The 18,121-nt window shown below is 68.6% G+C and carries 17 protein-coding genes; 3 read left to right on the top strand and 14 right to left on the bottom strand.

From position 1 onward, the window contains the following. Window positions 1-2: 2 nt before the first annotated feature. From tsaD to glmS, 10 genes are read right to left on the bottom strand one after another with little or no spacing between them, the layout of a single operon-like run. A complete protein-coding gene (gene tsaD / locus CEX88_RS17890; RefSeq protein WP_094294504.1) occupies window positions 3-1,028 on the bottom strand; it encodes a tRNA (adenosine(37)-N6)-threonylcarbamoyltransferase complex transferase subunit TsaD in 1,026 nt (341 codons plus the stop codon). Beyond that, complete coding sequence (gene rimI / locus CEX88_RS17885; RefSeq protein ID WP_066849315.1) at window positions 1,025-1,477, bottom strand: ribosomal protein S18-alanine N-acetyltransferase; 453 nt, start codon at window positions 1,475-1,477, stop codon at window positions 1,025-1,027. The genes tsaD and rimI overlap by 4 nt, the downstream gene beginning before the upstream one ends. Then, window positions 1,474-2,109, bottom strand: a complete 636-nt coding sequence (tsaB, locus tag CEX88_RS17880; protein ID WP_202931554.1) for a tRNA (adenosine(37)-N6)-threonylcarbamoyltransferase complex dimerization subunit type 1 TsaB — start codon at window positions 2,107-2,109, stop codon at window positions 1,474-1,476. The genes rimI and tsaB overlap by 4 nt, the downstream gene beginning before the upstream one ends. Further along, window positions 2,088-2,555: a tRNA (adenosine(37)-N6)-threonylcarbamoyltransferase complex ATPase subunit type 1 TsaE gene (gene tsaE, locus CEX88_RS17875; RefSeq protein WP_064394294.1), complete on the bottom strand. Its 468-nt coding sequence runs from the start codon at window positions 2,553-2,555 to the stop codon at window positions 2,088-2,090. The genes tsaB and tsaE overlap by 22 nt, the downstream gene beginning before the upstream one ends. Continuing rightward, window positions 2,548-3,669, bottom strand: coding sequence for an alpha/beta fold hydrolase (locus tag CEX88_RS17870; RefSeq protein ID WP_094294503.1), 1,122 nt, complete (start codon window positions 3,667-3,669; stop codon window positions 2,548-2,550). The genes tsaE and CEX88_RS17870 overlap by 8 nt, the downstream gene beginning before the upstream one ends. Continuing rightward, on the bottom strand, window positions 3,669-4,835 hold the full coding sequence (alr, locus tag CEX88_RS17865) for an alanine racemase (RefSeq protein ID WP_094294502.1): 1,167 nt from the start codon (window positions 4,833-4,835) through the stop codon (window positions 3,669-3,671). The genes CEX88_RS17870 and alr overlap by 1 nt, the downstream gene beginning before the upstream one ends. Before the next feature lie 51 nt (window positions 4,836-4,886). Beyond that, on the bottom strand, window positions 4,887-6,269 hold the full coding sequence (gad, locus tag CEX88_RS17860; RefSeq protein ID WP_094294501.1) for a glutamate decarboxylase: 1,383 nt from the start codon (window positions 6,267-6,269) through the stop codon (window positions 4,887-4,889). 25 nt (window positions 6,270-6,294) lie between these two features. Next, entirely contained in the window at window positions 6,295-7,716 is a 1,422-nt protein-coding gene (locus CEX88_RS17855) for an NAD(P)H-hydrate dehydratase (protein WP_094294500.1), read from the bottom strand. Window positions 7,717-7,752: 36 nt separating this feature from the next. Beyond that, entirely contained in the window at window positions 7,753-8,646 is an 894-nt protein-coding gene (locus tag CEX88_RS17850; protein WP_238382105.1) for an alpha/beta fold hydrolase, read from the bottom strand. Next, on the bottom strand, window positions 8,646-10,514 hold the full coding sequence (gene glmS, locus CEX88_RS17845; RefSeq protein ID WP_094294499.1) for a glutamine--fructose-6-phosphate transaminase (isomerizing): 1,869 nt from the start codon (window positions 10,512-10,514) through the stop codon (window positions 8,646-8,648). The genes CEX88_RS17850 and glmS overlap by 1 nt, the downstream gene beginning before the upstream one ends. Before the next feature lie 55 nt (window positions 10,515-10,569). Between glmS and CEX88_RS17840 the strand changes: the two genes are divergently transcribed. The 3 genes from CEX88_RS17840 (at window position 10,570) to CEX88_RS17830 (ending at window position 13,993) form a co-directional block, all read left to right on the top strand. Next, window positions 10,570-11,415: a dienelactone hydrolase family protein gene (locus CEX88_RS17840; RefSeq protein WP_094294498.1), complete on the top strand. Its 846-nt coding sequence runs from the start codon at window positions 10,570-10,572 to the stop codon at window positions 11,413-11,415. Window positions 11,416-11,452: 37 nt separating this feature from the next. Further along, entirely contained in the window at window positions 11,453-12,505 is a 1,053-nt protein-coding gene (locus tag CEX88_RS17835; RefSeq protein ID WP_094294497.1) for an LLM class F420-dependent oxidoreductase, read from the top strand. Window positions 12,506-12,706: 201 nt separating this feature from the next. Next, window positions 12,707-13,993, top strand: coding sequence for a DEAD/DEAH box helicase (locus CEX88_RS17830; protein WP_094294496.1), 1,287 nt, complete (start codon window positions 12,707-12,709; stop codon window positions 13,991-13,993). On the opposite strand, the gene CEX88_RS17825 is transcribed toward CEX88_RS17830, so the two are convergent. The 4 genes from CEX88_RS17825 to glmM all read right to left on the bottom strand — a co-directional run bounded on the left by CEX88_RS17825 (window position 13,990) and on the right by glmM (window position 18,085). Beyond that, complete coding sequence (locus CEX88_RS17825) at window positions 13,990-14,559, bottom strand: diacylglycerol-binding protein (RefSeq protein WP_094294495.1); 570 nt, start codon at window positions 14,557-14,559, stop codon at window positions 13,990-13,992. The genes CEX88_RS17830 and CEX88_RS17825 overlap by 4 nt on opposite strands. A 413-nt stretch (window positions 14,560-14,972) precedes the next feature. Beyond that, a complete protein-coding gene (locus CEX88_RS17820) occupies window positions 14,973-16,400 on the bottom strand; it encodes a hypothetical protein (protein ID WP_094294494.1) in 1,428 nt (475 codons plus the stop codon). A gap of 1 nt (window position 16,401) precedes the next feature. Further along, window positions 16,402-16,707, bottom strand: a complete 306-nt coding sequence (locus tag CEX88_RS17815) for a DUF7162 family protein (protein ID WP_066810512.1) — start codon at window positions 16,705-16,707, stop codon at window positions 16,402-16,404. 40 nt (window positions 16,708-16,747) lie between these two features. After that, window positions 16,748-18,085, bottom strand: coding sequence for a phosphoglucosamine mutase (glmM, locus tag CEX88_RS17810; protein WP_094294493.1), 1,338 nt, complete (start codon window positions 18,083-18,085; stop codon window positions 16,748-16,750). Between the last annotated feature and the right edge of the window lie 36 nt (window positions 18,086-18,121).

Raw genomic sequence — 18,121 nt, 5'->3', positions numbered from 1 at the left:
GATCAGACCACTTGTGCCTGCACGACGGGCAGACCCGGATCGCTGGCCGCGTCCAGCGGGGAAGGCCGGGCCCCCGCAGCGATCAGGTGCGCCGCGAACGAGGCGATCATCGCGCCGTTGTCGGTGCACAGGCGTGGTCGCGGAATGCGCAGCGTCAGCCCGTTGGCGGCGCACCGCTCCTCGGCCAGCTCGCGCAGCCGCGAGTTCGCCGCCACGCCGCCGGCGATGAGCAGTGTGTCGACCCCCAAGGTGGTGCATGCCCGCACCGCCTTGAGCGTCAGCACGTCGGCGACCGCCTCCTGGAAGCCGGCCGCGACATCCGCCGTCGACGCTTCCGGGTGACTCTCGACGTAGCGGGCGACTGCGGTCTTGAGCCCCGAGAAGCTGAACGCGTACGGATCGTCGCGCGGGCCGGTCATGCCCCTCGGGAACACGATCGCGTCCCGGTCGCCCTCGCGGGCCAGTTCGTCGAGCACTTTGCCGCCGGGATAGCCCAGGCCCAGCAGGCGCGCCACCTTGTCGTAGGCCTCCCCTGCGGCGTCGTCGACGGTGCTGCCGAGTTCGACGATCGGCTCGCCGAGTGATCGCACGTGCAGCAGGTTGGTGTGCCCGCCCGAGACAAGCAGACCGATGCTCTCCGGCAGCGGGCCGTGGTCGTAGACGTCGGCGGCCAGGTGCCCGCCCAGGTGGTTGACGGCGTAGAACGGGACCTGCCACGCCGCCGAATAGGCCTTGGCCGCAGCCACTCCCACCAGCAGGGCACCCGCCAGGCCCGGCCCGATCGTCGCGGCGACGACGTCGGGTCTGGTCACGTCGGCCGCCTGCAGCGCGCGGTGCATCGTCGGGCCCAGCGCCTCCAGGTGCGCGCGGGACGCGATCTCAGGAACGACGCCGCCGAACCGGGCGTGTTCGTCGACGCTGGACGCGACCTCGTCGGCCAGCAGCTGCACCGAACCGTCGGCCCCCAATTCGGCAATGCCGACGCCGGTTTCGTCGCAGGAGCTCTCGATGGCCAGGATGATCGTCATGTCGGGTCTCGCCGCATCGTATAGGCGTCGGCGCCGCTGGCCCGGTAATAGCGTTTGCGCAGCCCCACATTGGTGAAGCCGAAACTCTCGTACATCTTGATCGCCGCTTCGTTGTCGGTGCGAACCTCGAGGAACACGCACCCGCCCGAGGCGTGGTCGAGCAACTCGGCCAGCATGCGCTTGCCGATCCCCTGGCCCCGGTAGGCGGGGTCTACGCCGATGGTGTGGATCTCGTATTCGTAGGGCTTCTTTCGGCCGAGGCGGGCGATACCGGCGTATCCGACGAGCTTGTCCTGATCGCGTGCGGCGACGTAGCGGATGTGCTTGGCGGCGAGTTCGGCGAGGAAGGCGCGCTCGGGCCACGGATCGTCGCCGTCGAACAGCTGGGCCTCCAGCTCGGCGCATCTGGCCGCATCCGACGGCTTCAACGGCCCGTACTCGATGCTCATCGCTTGGCCACCGACGGTTTGGCGTCGGGCCGGCGTAAATACAGCGGGACGAGCGGGGCAGGTTCGGCGTTCCAGTCCGCCACTACTCGCACCAACCCCGACGCGGTCGGATACACCGGAGCCTGGCGCGGCAGGTCGAACAGCGCCGCGTGCTCGGGTGACCCGGCGACCGCCGTGGCGCCTGGTGGCACGTCCGCGGCTGCGCAGACGGCGGGTCCGTCGGTGCGCGCCCCGTCGCGGTAGCGCGCCCAGTAGACCTCTCGACGGCGCGCGTCCGTCACCACGAGCACGTCGCCGACGGTGTCCACACCGATCGCATCCAGGCTGCAGACGCCGTGGACCGGGATGTCCAGCGCGTGCCCGTAGGCGGCGGCGGTCGCCATCCCGACGCGCAGGCCGGTGAACGGTCCCGGGCCACACCCGACGACCACCGCGTCCAATTCGTCGACACCGAGCCCCGCGTCGGCCAGCGCGGCCACTGCATTCGGGGTGAGCTGCTCGGCGTGCGCCCGAGCGTCTACCGTCACCCGCTCGGCGAGCACCTGCACTCCGTCGAGACGGACCACGCCCGCCGTCACCGCGGGTGTCGCGGTGTCGATGGCCAGTACGTTCACGCCTTGCTCCACTCCCACACCGCGGTGCGGACCTCGGTGTCGCGGGCACGCTCGAGCCGCACGTCGAGGTGGCTGTCGGAGAGCCGTTCGGCCAGCCCCTCACCCCATTCGACGACCACGACGGCGTCGTCGAGATCGGTGTCCAGGTCCAGCGAGTCGAGTTCGGCGAGCAGGTCGACCGACGGGTGGTCGAGGAGCCGATACATGTCGACGTGGATCATGGCCGGCGCACCCGATCGGCGCGCCCGGTGTACGCGTGCCAGCACGAAGGTCGGCGAGATCACCGGGCCCTCCACCTCCATCGCCTGAGCAATACCCTTGGCCAGCACCGTCTTTCCCGCACCGAGCGGTCCGGAGAGGACGACGACGTCGCCCGCGTGCAGTTGTCTACCGAGTTCGGCGCCGAGCGCGACGGTGTCCTCTGCGGTCGACAGTTCGGCCGTACCCGAGCTGCGTTCACCCATTGTGGCGGACCTTCTCGCGCACCCGCCTCGTCAACGCGACGAGCTTGGACGGTGTCGCGCGTTCGACGAGTCGGACCAGTGCCTCGTTGATCGCCTCGGGTTGTTCGAGTTGGACGAGATGTCCAGCGCCGCCGACGATCACCACTTGCGCCTTCGGCAGAACCGCGGCCATGGCCTGCGAGTACTCCATCGGCGTCAGCAGGTCGCGGTCGCCGCACGCGATCAGGGTCGGCACCTTGGCCAGCGTGGTCAGGCCGTCGATCTCGTTGTGCACCTCCAGCGCGTGCAGGAATTCGACGAGCGTCGCGATCGGAGTGTCGTGCATCATCCGTTCCGAGAACGCCACGACGCTCGGGCTGATCTTCTCGTCGCCGTAGGACGCGGCGCGCAGGATCGGCGCGATCACCGACTTCGCGGCGCCGCGGGTTCGGTGCACCATCTTGGGCGCGTACCGGACCGCGAATCGGGCCGCCTCCAGTGCCGGGTTCTTCAGGATCTCACCGAGTGGCGAGCGCGAAACCCCTTCGGCGGCAGAGGCGATGATCGCGGCGCCGACGATCCGCTTCGGATAGTGGTGCGGGAACTGGCGCGCGTGCGACAGTACGGTCATCCCGCCCATCGAGTGGCCGACCAGCACCACAGGGCCACGCGGAACCACGACCGCCAGCACAGCCTCGAGATCCTGCCCGAGCTGGGCCACCGTATAGGTCTCCGGCGGCGCCTCGTCGGACTGACCGTGTCCGCGCTGGTCGTAGAACACCATCCGGACCTGGGGTCCCCACTGCTCGGTGAGCCTGACGCGCTGAAAGTAGAAGGCGCCCATGCACAGACAGAATCCGTGCGCGAACACCACCGTCAGCGGCGCGTCTTGCGGGCCGACCTCGCGGACCGCCAGCGACACGCCGTCGGGTGTGGTGACGACGGAGCTGCGGTCGGCGTCGAGGAGTACGAAATCCTCGTCCTTGTAGTGGTCTACGGTGTCGAGTCGACGCCGCAGCGAGCGCGCCGCCGACATTCCCGCCGCGCTGCCGACCGCGGTCAGGCCGGCTGCGCCCGCGAGCCAGCGCCCGTTCGCGTTGCGGCGGCGGCGCGGAATCGGAATCTCGTTGTCCATCAAGATGTCTTGTCCATCGATCCGGTGTAGGTCCGCACAAAGCGGCCACGCGGGCTGGTCACGACCTCGTAGTTGATGGTGCCGAGCAGGTCGGCCCACTCCTGGGTAGTCGGCTCATCGTGGGTGCCCGGCCCGAAGAGGATCGCGTCGTCACCTTCTGCGGCCCCGCCTTCCGGTCCGAGGTCCACGACGAACTGGTCCATGCAGATCCGGCCGACGTTGCGGCACCGCCTGCCGTTGATCATCACGTCGATGCGGTTGCTCAGCGGGCGGAACACCCCGTCGGCGTACCCGACGGGCAAGAGCGCCACGGTGGTGTCACGATCGGCGACCCAGGTGTGCCCGTAGGACACGCCTTCGCCCGCGCGCAGCGAACGGACCAGCGCCACAGGGCATTTCAAGGTCATCGCCGGACGCAGACCCATGTCCCCGCGCTCGGGTATCGGGGTCTGGCCGTACACCGCGATACCGACGCGCACCAGGTCCATGCCCAGGTCTGGCCGTGTCATCGCAGCCGGGCTGTTGCTCAGGTGGGTGATCTCGAACTGCACACCCTGTTCGGCCGCGTAGGTCCGCATCTCGGTGAGCCGCTGCGCCTGTATGCCGTTGAGCGGATCGTCGGGCCGGTCACCGTGCACGAGGTGCGACATCAGCCCCCGTACGCTGATCGCTCCGGCGGCCTGCGCCCGCTCGACCGCCGCGATCATCGCCGGGTAGTCGTCACGACCGACGCCGTTGCGGCTCAGCCCGGTGTCGACCTTGACGGTCACCGAGGCACTGCGCCCGGTCCGTGCGACGGCGTCGAGCAGTTCGTCGAGTTGGCGCACCGACGACACCGCGATCTGCACGTCGGCGGCCAGCGCGGGCGCGAAGTCGGTGCCCGGCGGATGCAGCCAGGCCAGCACCGGAGCGGTGATGCCGTCCCCGCGCAGCGCCAACGCCTCGGCGACGGTCGCCACCCCGAGTTCGGTGGCGCCCGCGGCGAGCGCGACCCGGCTCACCTGGGTGGCGCCGTGTCCGTATCCGTCGGCCTTGACGACGACCATCACCTGCGCAGTGCCCGCGAGGTCGCGCAGCAGCCGCACATTGTGGGCGATCGCGTCGAGGTCGACCACCGCCTGGGGGGCCGCGGTCGCGGTCGGCGTCGTCAGCTCGGTCGTGTGCATCGTCGTTTCACCACGGCCGATTGTCCCAGACGACGGCCGGGGGCCCGACGGTCAGTGCGCGAATGGCTGGATCTGGTTGAAGTGGCCGCGCGGTTTGAGCTCGTCGAGGTGGGAGAGCGCGGTGACCATGTCGTCGTGCAGCGCTCGGGCCAGGTCCGCCGAGAACCCCTCCCGCACGACGATGCGCAGCATCGTGACATCGGTGGCGCCCTCCGGCATCGTGTAGGCGGGTACCTGCCAGCCGAACGCGCGCAGGCCCTGCGAGATGTCGAACTCCGTGTAACCGAAATCGCCGGCGAGCTTGAAACTCACCACCGGGATCGCCGATCCGTCGGCGACGACCTCGAAGTGTTCGCTTTCGCGCAGTTGGTCACCAAGCCACCGCGCAGTTTGCGAAAGCGACTGCATCACTTGTGAATAGCCCCCACGGCCGAGCCGCAGGAAGTTGTAGTACTGCCCGACGACCTGGTTGCCGGGCCGGGAGAAGTTCAACGTGAACGTTGGCATGTCGCCGCCGAGATAGTTCACGTGAAAGACCAGGCCCTCGGGCAGGTACTCGGCACTTCGCCACACCACGAAGCCGATCCCGGGATAGGTCAGGCCGTACTTGTGGCCGCTGACGTTGATCGACACCACACGCGGAAGCCGGAAGTCCCATTCCAGGTCCGGATGCAGGAACGGCACCACGAAGCCGCCGCTGGCGGCATCCACGTGGACCGGGATATCCAGGCCGCCGTCCGCGGCGAGTTTGTCGAGCACCGCGCAGATCTCACCGATGGGTTCCAGCTCCCCGGTGTAGGTGGTGCCGAGAATCGCCACCACACCGATGGTGTCCTCGTCGATGTTCTCGAGCACCTGCTCGGGTGTGATGACGTAGCGGTCCTCGGCCATCGGCAGGTATCGCGCCTCGACGTCGAAGTAGCGGCAGAACTTCTCCCAGACCACCTGGACATTGGCGCCCATCACCAGGTTCGGTGTGCGCCCCTTCCACTTGTCGCCGACGCGGTCTCGCCACCGCCACTTCATCGCGAGCCCGGCCAGCATCACCGCCTCGCTGGAACCGATGGTCGAGACACCAATCGCACTCGACGGGTCGTCGTCGCGCAGCCCTTCGGCGTGGAACAGATCGGCCACCATGCATACGCACCGCTGCTCGATCGCGGCGGTCGCCGGGTACTCGTCCTTGTCGATCATGTTCTTGTCGAACGTCTCGGCCATCAGCCGTTCGGCCTGCGGGTCCATCCACGTCGTGACGAACGTGGCCAGGTTCAGCCGGGAACTGCCGTCGAGCATCAGTTCGTCGTGGATGAACCGGTACGCGGCATCGGGATCCATCGCATCGTCGGGCAACCGCAGCGACGGCACCGGCGCCATCGCCAGCCGTCCGGTGTAGGCGGGGGCAACCTGCGGCGCGTGAGGACGCGTGGGCGACATGGGATTTCCTCTCGTTACAACTGGCTTACAGACTGGCTAGGGCGGTTCGGACGTGAGCGAGGATGCGCGACGCCGAAGTCGGGGCGGGATGCGGCCCTGGATCGGAAGCAGCGAGGTTCGCGGCGCGGGCGTGGACGAACGCGGCAGCGGCGGCGGCCTCGCCGGCGGGTAAACCCGCGGCAAGCAACGCGCCGACGACGCCGGTCAGCACATCACCGGAACCCGCTGTGGCGGCCCACGATTGGCCTGCGGGGTTGAGGTATACCGGGCCGCCCGGTTCGGCGATGACCGTCACGTTGCCCTTCAGCAGCACGGTGACGCCGAGCCGGTCGGCCAGCCTGCGGGTGGCACCGACCCGATCGTCACCGGGCGGCGAACCGGCAAGTCGCGCGAACTCGCCCGCGTGCGGCGTCAACACGGTCGGCGCCTTCCGACCGTCGACCAGATCGGGATGGGCGGCCAGGATGGTCAGCCCGTCGGCGTCGACGACCACCGGCAGCCCGCTGTCCAACGCGAACCACAAGGCAGCCGCGCCGGTGTCGTCGGTACCCAGGCCGGGCCCCACGGCCCAGGCCTGCACCCGCCCCGACGCGCTGGCGTTCGGTGCGGCGATCACCTCCGGCCACTGTGAGAGAACCTGCCGCCCGGCGGATCCGGCGTACCGGACCATGCCCGAGGTCGCCGCGACGGCCGCACCGGTGCACAGCACCGCGGCGCCGGGGTAGGTGGCCGAGCCGGCGAGGATGCCGGTGACCCCCTGGGTGTATTTGTCGTCGGTCGGACCGGGCACCGGCCAGCGAGCGGCTACATCGGCGGCGTCGAACGACATCATGTTGGATGCCGGCAACTGCAGACCGATGTCGATCAACTCGACATGACCGCATTCCCCCAGTGCGTGAACGGGTTTGAGACCCCCGAAGGTCACGGACAACGCGGCCCGCACATGGGGCCCGTCGGTGGCGCCGGTCTGCACGTCCATGCCGCTGGGGATGTCGACGGCCACCACCGGAACGCCCGCTTTGTCGACGGCGGCGAACACCTCGGCGGCGTCCGGCCGCAGCGGCCCGGACCCGGAGATCCCCACCACGCCGTCGATCACCAGAGCGGTGTCCGCCGGAATCGATCCGACGACACGCCCACCGGCGGCGCGGAACGCCGCCAGTGCCTTGCGGTGGGTGCGGTCCGGATTGAGCAAGATGGCGGCGGAACCGGCGCCGCGCCTGCGGAGGAATGCCGCCGCCCACAGCGCGTCGCCGCCGTTGTCGCCCGAACCGACCACGGCACAGATGCGTCGCCCGGAGATTCCGCCGGTGCGTAGCACCAGTTCGCGAGCGATCGCGACGGCAAGACCGTTGGCGGCGCGGCGCATCAGGGCACCGTCGGGCAGGGACGCCAATAGCGGCGCTTCAGCCTCGCGAATCTGGTCCGCGGTGTAGTAGTGCCGCATCGCTGCTCACGTTAGTGGCAAACAGTGCCGCGAGGCTCAGTTTCGACCGTCTGCGTCGGCCCAGAAATCGACTGCCTGTTCGGCGATCTCGACCGCGTACTCACCGTTGATCGCATGCGAGGCACCGGGCCACACTTCGACCCGGCCCCGCGGAAGCAGGCGTCGCGCCCGCTGCGCCGCCCGGTCGGCGTCGTGCATCACGCTGCGCCCCCCGAGCAGGGCCAGCACCGGTATATCCAGTTCGCGCAGCTGTTCGTCGGTGATCATCTTCGGCATCGCCTTGCGCACGGTGTAATCGGTTGAGCCGGAGGAGATCAGTGCCGCTTCGGTTACCGCCTCGTCGATGTCGGCGCCGCCGGAGATCCAGCGGAGCACGCGCCTGCGCAATTTCTCGGGCACACCGGGGAGGAACAACGCTGGCGAGGCCAGTACAGCCTTGAATGCGACCGGGGCGAAGGTGAACACGGGATCGAGTAGCACCAGCGAGGCGGCTCGGCCGCAGCGGCGGGCGGCGTAGTTGGTCGCCGTCCATCCACCGATCGACACTCCCATCAGATGCACTCGGTCCAGCCCGGCGCCCGCGAACGCCTCGTCGAGCCATTGCGCCTCGTCGTCGGGTCCGGTGATCGGCTTCTCCTGTACCGACAGCCCCGCCTCCCCGAGCAGGTCGATCCCGATCACCGGCCAATGCCGTTGCAGCAGGGGGATGTTGCTCCGCCACATCGGGACCGAAGCGTTGCGACCGGGGAGCAGTACGACGGGCGTCAGATCGGGCGGCCCGGCGAACCGGTACACCCGCACGGACCCGAATGACGTTGCAGCGTCGTGCATTTCGGCAACCTCGGGCAGCTCTGCCATCGCGGTTTGGTAGACCTCGAGGAAGTGGCGGCGAGCCCGATCGCCCTTGAAGTCCCCGACCCGGCCCGCCACTACTCGACGGTGACGGACTTGGCCAGGTTACGGGGCTTGTCGACGTCATAGCCGCGTGCCTGCGCCACCCCCGCGGCGAACACCTGCAGCGGGATCGTCGACAGCAGCGGCTGGAGAAGTGTTGACACCGCCGGGATCTCGATCAGGTGATCGGCATAGGGGCGGACCGTGTCGTCGCCCTCTTCGGCGATCACGATGGTGATCGCGCCGCGCGCCTGGATCTCGCGGATGTTCGACAGCAGCTTGGCGTGCAACATCGGCGCGTTCTTCAGTGACGGCATCACGACGATGACCGGGAGGTCGTCCTCGATCAGCGCGATCGGACCGTGTTTGAGCTCACCCGCCGCGAAGCCCTCGGCGTGCATGTACGCCAGCTCCTTGAGCTTGAGCGCACCTTCGAGCGCGACCGGGTAACCGACGTGCCTGCCGAGAAACAGCACCGTCTGCGACTGGGCGAAGCGGTGGGCCAACGCCCTGACCGGTTCGACGATCTCCAGCACCCGGGCGACCAGCTCGGGCATGGCCTCCAGCTCGCGGTATTCGCGCTCCACCTCGTCGGGGTACTTCGTGCCGCGCGCCTGCGCGAGCGCAAGTCCGACAAGGTAATTGGCCGCGATCTGGGCGAGGAACGTCTTTGTGGACGCCACCCCGATCTCGGGTCCGGCACGGGTGTAGAGCACAGCATCGCATTCGCGCGGGATCTGGCTGCCGTTGGTGTTGCAGATCGCCAGCACCTTGGCCTTCTGCTCCTTGGCGTGCCGCACGGCCTCCAGGGTGTCGGCGGTCTCGCCGGACTGCGAGATCGCCACCACCAGGGTATGGCTGTCCAGAACCGGGTCGCGGTAACGGAATTCGCTGGCGAGCTCGGCCTCGACGGGCAGCCTCGTCCAGTGCTCGATCGCGTACTTGGCCAGCAGCCCGGAGTGGTAAGCGGTGCCACATGCCACCACGAAGACCTTGTCGACCTCACGCAGTTCCTGATCGGACAACCGCTGCTCGTCCAGGACGATGCGGTTGTCGACGAAGTGGCCCAACAGCGTGTCGGAAACCGCGGCGGGCTGCTCGGCGATCTCTTTGAGCATGAAGTACTCGTAGCCGCCCTTTTCGGCGGCCGACATGTCCCAGTCGATATGGAACGACCGCGCGTTCGCACCGTCGTCCACACCGTCGAAGTCGGTGATGCGGTATCCGTCGGCGGTCACGACCACCGCCTGGTCCTGGCCAAGCTCCACCGCGTCGCGGGTGTGCTCGATGAACGCGGCCACATCCGAGCCGACGAACATCTCGCCGTCGCCGACGCCGACCACCAGGGGCGTGGAGCGGCGCGCCGCCACGATCGTGCCCGGATCGTCGGCATTGGCGAACACCAGCGTGAAGTGTCCTTCGAGGCGCCGCAGCACCGCGAGCACGGACGCCGGGAAATCTCCGGCGGTGGGGCCGTGGTGGTACTGCCAGGAGACCAGGTGCACCACGACCTCGGTGTCGGTGTCGCTGGCGAACTCCACCCCGGTCTTCTCGAGTTCGGCCCGCAAGGCGGCGTAGTTCTCGATGATCCCGTTGTGGACGACGGCGATCTTGCCCGCGGCGTCACGGTGCGGGTGGGCGTTGCGGTCGGTGGGCCTGCCGTGGGTGGCCCACCGGGTGTGGCCCAGGCCGGTGTTGCCCCCGAGGCTGGACGCGTCGGTGTCGGCCAGCGCGGCTTCGAGGTTGGCCAGTCGCCCGGCCCGGCGACGGACCGTGAGCCCGCCGTGTCCGTCGAGCAGAGCCACACCCGACGAGTCGTAGCCTCGGTACTCCATCCGGCGCAGTGCGTCGACGACGATCTCGCAGGCAGGGCGCTGCCCGACGTAGCCGACGATTCCGCACATAGCCATTCAGGGTAGTGCAAGAGCGGCTCAGAACCCCGTCGGCTACGGTCGTCTGGTGGCCAGCACGAAGAAGCTCTTCAAGGCCCTGACCCGCCGCGGTCCGCACCGCGTTTTGCGAGGTGACCTGGCGTTTGCCGGACTTCCCGGTGTCGTGTTCACCCCGGATTCCGGTTTCAGCCTGCCTGGCGTGGCGTTCGGTCACGATTGGCTTGCCGCAGCCGACCGCTATTCCGGCACGCTGGAGCATCTGGCGTCCTGGGGCATCGTCGCGGCGGCGCCGGCGACCGAGACGGGATTGGCGCCGTCGGCGCTGAACTTCGCCTATGACCTGGGCACGACGCTCGACATCATCACCGGGGTCCGGCTGGGACCGGGAGAGATCAGCGTGCATCCCAACAAGCTCGGCGTCGTCGGGCACGGGTTCGGCGGGTCCGCAGCCGTGTTCACCGCGGCGGGGTTGCCGGTCAAGCCGAAAGCCGTCGTTGCGATTTTCCCCACAGTCACGTCACCACCCGCCGAGGAGCCCGCGGCGGCGCTGCAGGTCCCCGGCCTGGTGCTCAGCGGTCCGGGTGACCCGATGACGCTGCGCTCCAATGCGGTCGAGCTGGCCCGGACGTGGAACAAAGCCACGCTGCGCACGGTGAACGGGGCCAAGCCGGGCGGGCTGATCGAGGGTCGTCGGCTGGCCCGCGCCGTCGGCCTGCCAGGAGCCGACCGCAGCACCCAGAAGGTGGTGCGGGCGCTGATCACCGGCTACCTGCTGCACACCCTGACCGGCGACAAGACCTACCGCGACTTCGCCGATCCCGACATCGCCCTGCCGAAGGCCCCGAACGTCGACCCGTTCGCCGAAGACCCGGTGGACCTGGAGAACAAGGTCGTCGCGCTGCTGAAGCCCTGAGGGTGACCAACCAACCGGTTGGGTGTATAACTCGATGATGCGCACCGGGATCTTCCTCAACTACACCGACGGGTTTCTCCAGGCCGTCGATCAGGTCGTCGAGCTCGAGAAGGTCGGCGTCGATCTCGCCTTGGTGGCCGAGGCGTACTCCTACGACGCGATCAGCCAGCTCGGTTTCCTGGCGGCCAGGACGACGCGCATGGAACTCGGGACGGGCGTGGTGCCGATCTACATCCGCACGCCGACGTTGTTGGGGATGACGGCCGCGGGTCTCGACTATGTCTCCGGCGGCCGTTTCCGGCTCGGCATCGGTACGTCCGGCCCGCAGGTGATGGAGGGCTTTCACGGCGTGCCGTTCGACGCGCCGCTGGGGCGCACCCGCGAAGTGGTCGAGATCTGCAGGCAGGTGTGGCGTCGCGAGCGTGTGCAGTTCGACGGAAAGCACTATCAGATTCCGCTGCCCAGCGAGGGACCCGGGGCCCGGGGCACCGGCCTGGGCAAGCCGTTGCAGTTGATCAATCACCCTGTACGCGAACGTATTCCGATCACAATCGCCGCCCTGGGGCCGAAGAACGTCGAACTCACCGCGGAGATCGCCGAGGGATGGCAGCCGGTGTTCTTCTTCCCTGAACAGGCCGACGCCGTGTGGGGTGAGGCGCTGCGCGCCGGGTTCGCCAAACGTGACCCCTCGTTGGGCCCACTCGACGTCATGGTCAGCGCTCCTCTGGCCATCGGTGAGGACGTCGGCGACCGGCTGTCCTGGGTGAAGCCGCAGTTGGCGTTGTACATCGGCGGTATGGGCGCGCGCGGCCGCAATTTCTACCACAACCTGGCCACCCGCTACGGGTATGGCGAGGTCGCCAACACCATCCAGGACCTCTACCTTGCGGGCAAGAAGACCGAGGCGATCGCGGCGGTGCCGGACGAACTGGTGCGCAGCGTGTCGCTGGTCGGACCACGTGGGTACGTCAAGGAGCGACTGGCCGCATTCGCCGAAGCCGGTGCGACGACGCTTCTGCTGCAGCCGCTTTCCGTCGACCGCAGTGAAATCGTCGGATTCGTCGAGGAACTGCACGGCTTGCTGCCTTAGCCGATTACGCCGATCGCCGATCCCCCTGTACAGTGGGCACAGCGGCATCTTCTGTTCTGCCTTTTGCCGCATCGCCGAAGGCGATAATCGACCCCGTTCGATCGTCACACCGAGCGCCGCGGATCATCCGCGCCGGGCAGGACGACCACACTGAACTTTCGGAGTTTCCACTTGTCTGTGCAAATCCCCAGTGGCACAACCGTGCCCACTTTCGCCGACCTCGGCCTGCCGAAGGCCGTCGTCGACACTCTCGCCGCCGACGGCGTCGAGTCACCCTTCCCGATCCAGGCGGCGACGCTGCCCGACTCACTGGCCGGTCGCGATGTCCTCGGCCGCGGCCGCACCGGATCCGGGAAGACCTACGCCTTCCTGCTGCCTGTGGTGACCAGACTCACTGCGAGCCCGGCCAAACGCGTGCCCGGCCGCCCGCGTGCCCTCATCCTCGCGCCGACGCGCGAACTGGCCGCCCAGATCAGCGCGTCGCTGGCACCGTTGGCGGCGGCCACCAACCTGCGCTCGGTGACGATCATCGGTGGTGTGGGTCCCAACCCGCAGATCCAGGCGCTGCGTCAAGGCGTCGACATTGTCATCGCCTGCCCGGGCAGGCTCGAAGATCACGTCAAATCGCGCCATGCCGACCTGTCGGGCGTCGAGATCACCGTGCTGGACGAGGCCGACCACATGGCCGACCTCGGCTTCCTTCCCCCGGTGAAACGCCTGCTGGACAAGACTCCTCGCAACGGGCAGCGCATGCTGTTCTCGGCCACCCTCGACGGCGGCGTCGACGTGCTGGTGAAGCGGTACCTGACCGATCCCGTTGTGCACAGTGTCGATTCGGAGCAGTCGCCGGTAACCGCGATGGAACACCATGTGTTGCACGTCGACAAGGCCGCCCGCCTCGGTGTGTTGGCCGACCTGGCCGCATCGCCCGGCCGGACCATCGTGTTCGCGCGCACCAAGCACGGCGCGAAGAACCTTGCCCGACAGCTTAACTCGCGCGGTGTGTCGGCAGTGGAGTTGCACGGCAACCTGTCTCAGAATGCGCGCACCCGCAATCTCGCCGCGTTCTCCGACGGCTCGGCAACCGTGATGGTCGCTACCGACATCGCGGCGCGCGGGATCCACGTCGACGACGTGAGCCTTGTCGTGCACGCCGACCCGCCCGTCGAGCACAAGGCGTACCTGCATCGGTCGGGCCGCACGGCGCGCGCGGGGGCCGACGGCACCGTGGTGACGTTGATGCTCGACGAGCAGGTGTCCGACGTGCGACAGCTGACCCGCAAGGCCGGCGTGAAGCCGACGATCACCCGCTTCAGCGGCTCGTCGCATCCGGTCCTGAGCGAAATCGCCCCGGGCGAGCGGACATTCGGTGATCCGATCGTCGCCAGCAGGCCCGAACCCACGCGGCCGCACCAGCCGTCGTCGGCCAGGGGCCACCAGCAACGGCGTCGGCGCGCGACGCGGTCGCGGCGTCCGGCACGCGCCTAGCGCGGCGAGTTCCTGGCCGCGATCTCGGCCAGTAACGAGACCACCACACCGAACGCGAAGTAGTACAGCGGCACCAGCCACGGCGCGACGCCGAACAGACCGTCACAGGCGTCGTGATACGCGAACAGGCCCGCTTTGGCGATCACGATCTCGACCACGGGGCCGATGACCGCGGCCAGTAAGCCGCCGACGATCGAGGGACCGTCGCCCAGCGCACACCAGGTGATGGTCGCGAGCGTGACGATCAGTGCGGTCGCCGGAACGACGGGCGCGGTGTGGATCAGTGCGGTCGTGACGTAGATGCCGAGCACCGCGGCCACACCCGCGAGACCTTGACGCGCCGTGACGTCGGCGCGCGGCGACGGTAGGCGCAGCCGAAGTTCGGCCAGTGACACCGTTGCCAGCGCGACGAGCACCGGAAACCAGATCGGGCTGCTCCACACGAACGGCACCGCATCGGTGAAGTACTCGGTGGTGCCGGTGACGACATGGCTGTGGTCGCCGACGAGCGACGCCCCCGCGCCCAGGATGAGGAAGAACAGAAGCTCCCGCGGCCGCAACTTCACCAGAGGGACGCTACCGGGAAGACCTCGCAAAGATCCAAAATTGTAAACTCAGCAAACTTCTACCAGTGGTCAGCCCTGAATTCCGTTGCGCCAACGCCGGATTGTCATCATTTTGGTTACCCAACCGTGACACAGATCCAGTTATCTTCATGCAGCCTTGGGTATCCGGGGTTCACTCCTGAAAGGGGGTGCAGCAATGGGCAGGATCACCTATCCGCCGCATGCCAAATCCGCGCGTGGTGTGCAATTTCCCGCGACTTGCCGGAATTTCAACCGTCGCATGGGCGACCGCGAGACCGTCCACTTCTGGTGTGATCACTGCGGTACGAACCACAGCAACCGGTTGATCGTCGCCGAGTGCGTCCGGCTGCTGGTCAACGGACCCGACTCTGGGTTCGGTTCTTAGCCGTCGCTCACTCGCCGACCTGTGGTAGCTCATCGGCGGCGATCTCGCACGGGGTGCCGGCGTCCGGCGGTTTCGGCGGCGCCGCTAACGGCTCGGGCGTCACCGCCGGTGGTTCTTCAGTCACGGTCGGCGATTCTGGAGGCACCGTCGCGGCCGGCTCTTCGGGAGGTGCGGTATCGGAATCCGGTGGCGGCGCGGGTTGACACATCGGCTCGGCGGCCGCGGGATCGGTGACCTCGCCGGGCACGGCCGAGTCGTCATCGCTGTCCTCGCCAGCCTCGCTCGCCTCTGACGCCTCGTCAGTCTCTGTCGTTTCACTGTCGTCGATTTCGCCGAGATCCGATTCTGGCAGGCCGTCCAGTTCCCCGTCGTCGATGGCGGCATCGAGTGCACCGTCGCCCAGCAATCCGCCGAGCATGTCCCCCAATTGCTGACCGAAACTCGTTAGGCCGCCTCCGAAGTCGGGCATTCCTCCGCCGAGCGAGGGCACCGGCGAAGCGGTCGCCGGCTGCGTGACCGGAGGTTCGGTCGGGACCGGCGGGGCGGGCGGCGCAGGTGGCGCCGGCGCAAGCGGTGGGCTCGCAACGGATGCGCCCCATCCGGCCGGCACGACGGGAGCCGGTGGAGTCGGGTTTGCCGCAACCACCGCCCCCGGGGTTGCGGGGGCACTTCGCGCCGCGGTTTCGCCGACACCCGCCGTCGGGGTCTCGCCGACACCCACCGCCGACGGGGTCCACACCGGTCCGAGGTCGCCGGGAATCGCGAACGTCGCGCCCGCCTCGGATGCGAGTTCCGTCGCCACGGCCTCGTAAGCCGCGTTGATCGCGTCGGTGGCCGCCCGCATTGCCGCGAGCCACTCGCCGCCGATCACCGTGTCCACGAACGGCTTCACCTCCTGGTCCACCAACTCACTGGCGACCGCCCGATCGCCGGCGCCCGTGGTGACGGTGTGCGCTGCCGCCAACCAGTCCGCGCGTCTGGCGCGCACGCTGTCGCCGATGGCCAGCACCTTCGACACTTTGTCGTCCACCGCCCGCCACAGCCGCTCACGCAGATCGGCCAGTGCGACTGCCGCGGTGCGGACGGCCGTCGCAGCGACCGTCGCCGCTTCGGCATGGCTGCGCAGGAACTCTCGCGAGGCGTTCGCGCCCAGACCCTGCCACGCGTTCGTCAGCGCGGCCAGCTGAGCGTCTTGGCGTGCGAGCGTATCCTCGGCCACCGTCGCGGCGGCTTGCAGTGCGGCACAGTCCGCTTCGAGAGCGCTCAGGTCCATACCGTTCTCGGCGGCATACCAATCGTGCAGTTGCCCGGGATGCGTCGTCAGGTCTGGATGCCGGTAGCCCAGGCTCTGGCATGCCAGGACGTACTGCGTGACATCAACGACGCCGGGTGTGCCATCGGCCAATCGCGCTGCAGCATCGGAGGTTTCGCCCATGTCAGCCCAACCGGTCGGCAGCGCGGGCGTCGGCTTCGGCGTACCGGTCGATGCAGGTGCGAAGCGCGACGGCGATCTCGGCCGAGGCACGTGACCATCGCCGCAACTGATTCACCACGTCGTCGACCGCCGACCGCACCGCGTCACCACCCGCGGCATACGATCGGCCTGCACCCGCCCCGTCGAACGCCAGGCCGCTCAGATGTGTTCGCACGGCGGCGTCGAGGGCGTCGGCCGCGCCCTGGTACTGCCGTGCGACGCTCAATAAGGCGGCGGCATCGACGCGAGCCGCGTCCGTTCCTCCCATGTATGGGTTGGACGCGCGGCGACCGCGACCGGTTCCACTCTCAGCGTTGCGCGCTGACCTGCTCGGCCACCCGCACGGCCAACTGCCGGGCGGTATCTTCGTCGGCCGCTTCCACCATCACCCGCACGACTTGCTCGGTTCCCGACGGGCGCAGCAGGATTCGACCCGTGTCGCCGAGTTCGGCTTCCACCTCGGCAACGGCGGTGCGGACCGACGGCGCGTCGGCGACGGTCGCCTTGTCCGCGACCGCGACGTTGATCAGAACCTGAGGCAGCGTGCGCATCGGCTCGGCGAGCGCGGCGAGCGGGGTGCGCGTCTGCGCCATCCGCGACATCAACCGCAATCCGGTGACGATGCCGTCGCCGGTCGTGCCCCACGCCGGCATCACGATGTGGCCCGACTGTTCACCCCCGAGCGAATATCCGCCGGCGCGCAGTTCCTCGAGGACATAACGGTCCCCCACGCTCGTCGTGCGGACCTCGACCCCGGCCGCGCGCATCGCCAGGTGCAGGCCGAGGTTGCTCATCACCGTCGCCACCAAGGTGTTCGACGCCAGCTCTCCACTCTCCTGCATGGCGAGAGCGAGGATGACCATGATCGCGTCGCCGTCGATCACGCGCCCGTGCGCGTCGACGGCGAGGCACCGGTCAGCGTCGCCGTCGTGTGCGAGCCCCAGGTCGGCTCCATGCGACACCACGGCGGATCGCAGGATCTCCATATGCGTCGAGCCGCAGCGCTCGTTGATGTTCAGCCCGTCGGGGTCGGCATTGATCGTGATGACGTTGGCGCCCGCGGCGCGGTAGGCCTGCGGTGCGGCGGCCCACGCGGCACCGTTGGCGCAGTCGACGACGACGGTGAGCTGGTCCAACCTGGTCGTGACGGCCTTGCTGACATGCCGCAGATACCGGTCGAGGGCGTCCGCGGCGTCCACCACCCGACCGATCCGGGCGCCCGTGGGCCGGTTCCCTGGCCCTTGGTGCACCAGTTCCTCGATCCGGTCCTCGGTGGCGTCGTCGAGCTTGTGGCCGCCGGGGCCGAAGATCTTGATGCCGTTGTCGGGCATCGGGTTGTGCGAGGCGCTGATCATGACGCCGAAGTCCGCGTCGTAAGCGCTGGTCAGATAGGCCACGGCCGGGGTCGGCAGTACGCCTACGCGCAGCGCGTCGACGCCTTCGCTGGTCAGTCCCGCGATGACGGCCGCCTCGAGCATTTCACCGCTGGCCCGCGGATCGCGGCCGACAACGGCCACCCGCCTAGCGTGCCCACCGGCGGTGGCCAACCGTCGCGCCGCCGCCGAACCGAGAGCCAAAGCGAGTTCGGCGGTCAGATCCTGGTTGGCGACGCCGCGCACTCCGTCGGTGCCGAACAGTCGAGCCATGCCGACAAACTTCTCATAAATGGCCGCTTCAGGGCC

Origin of the sequence: Mycobacterium neumannii (genome assembly GCF_002245615.1) — a bacterium.
GTDB classification, from domain to species: Bacteria; Actinomycetota; Actinomycetes; order Mycobacteriales; family Mycobacteriaceae; genus Mycobacterium; species Mycobacterium neumannii_A.
Note: the sequence above shows the minus strand (reverse complement) of the source record. Positions and strands in the feature narration are given on the sequence as shown.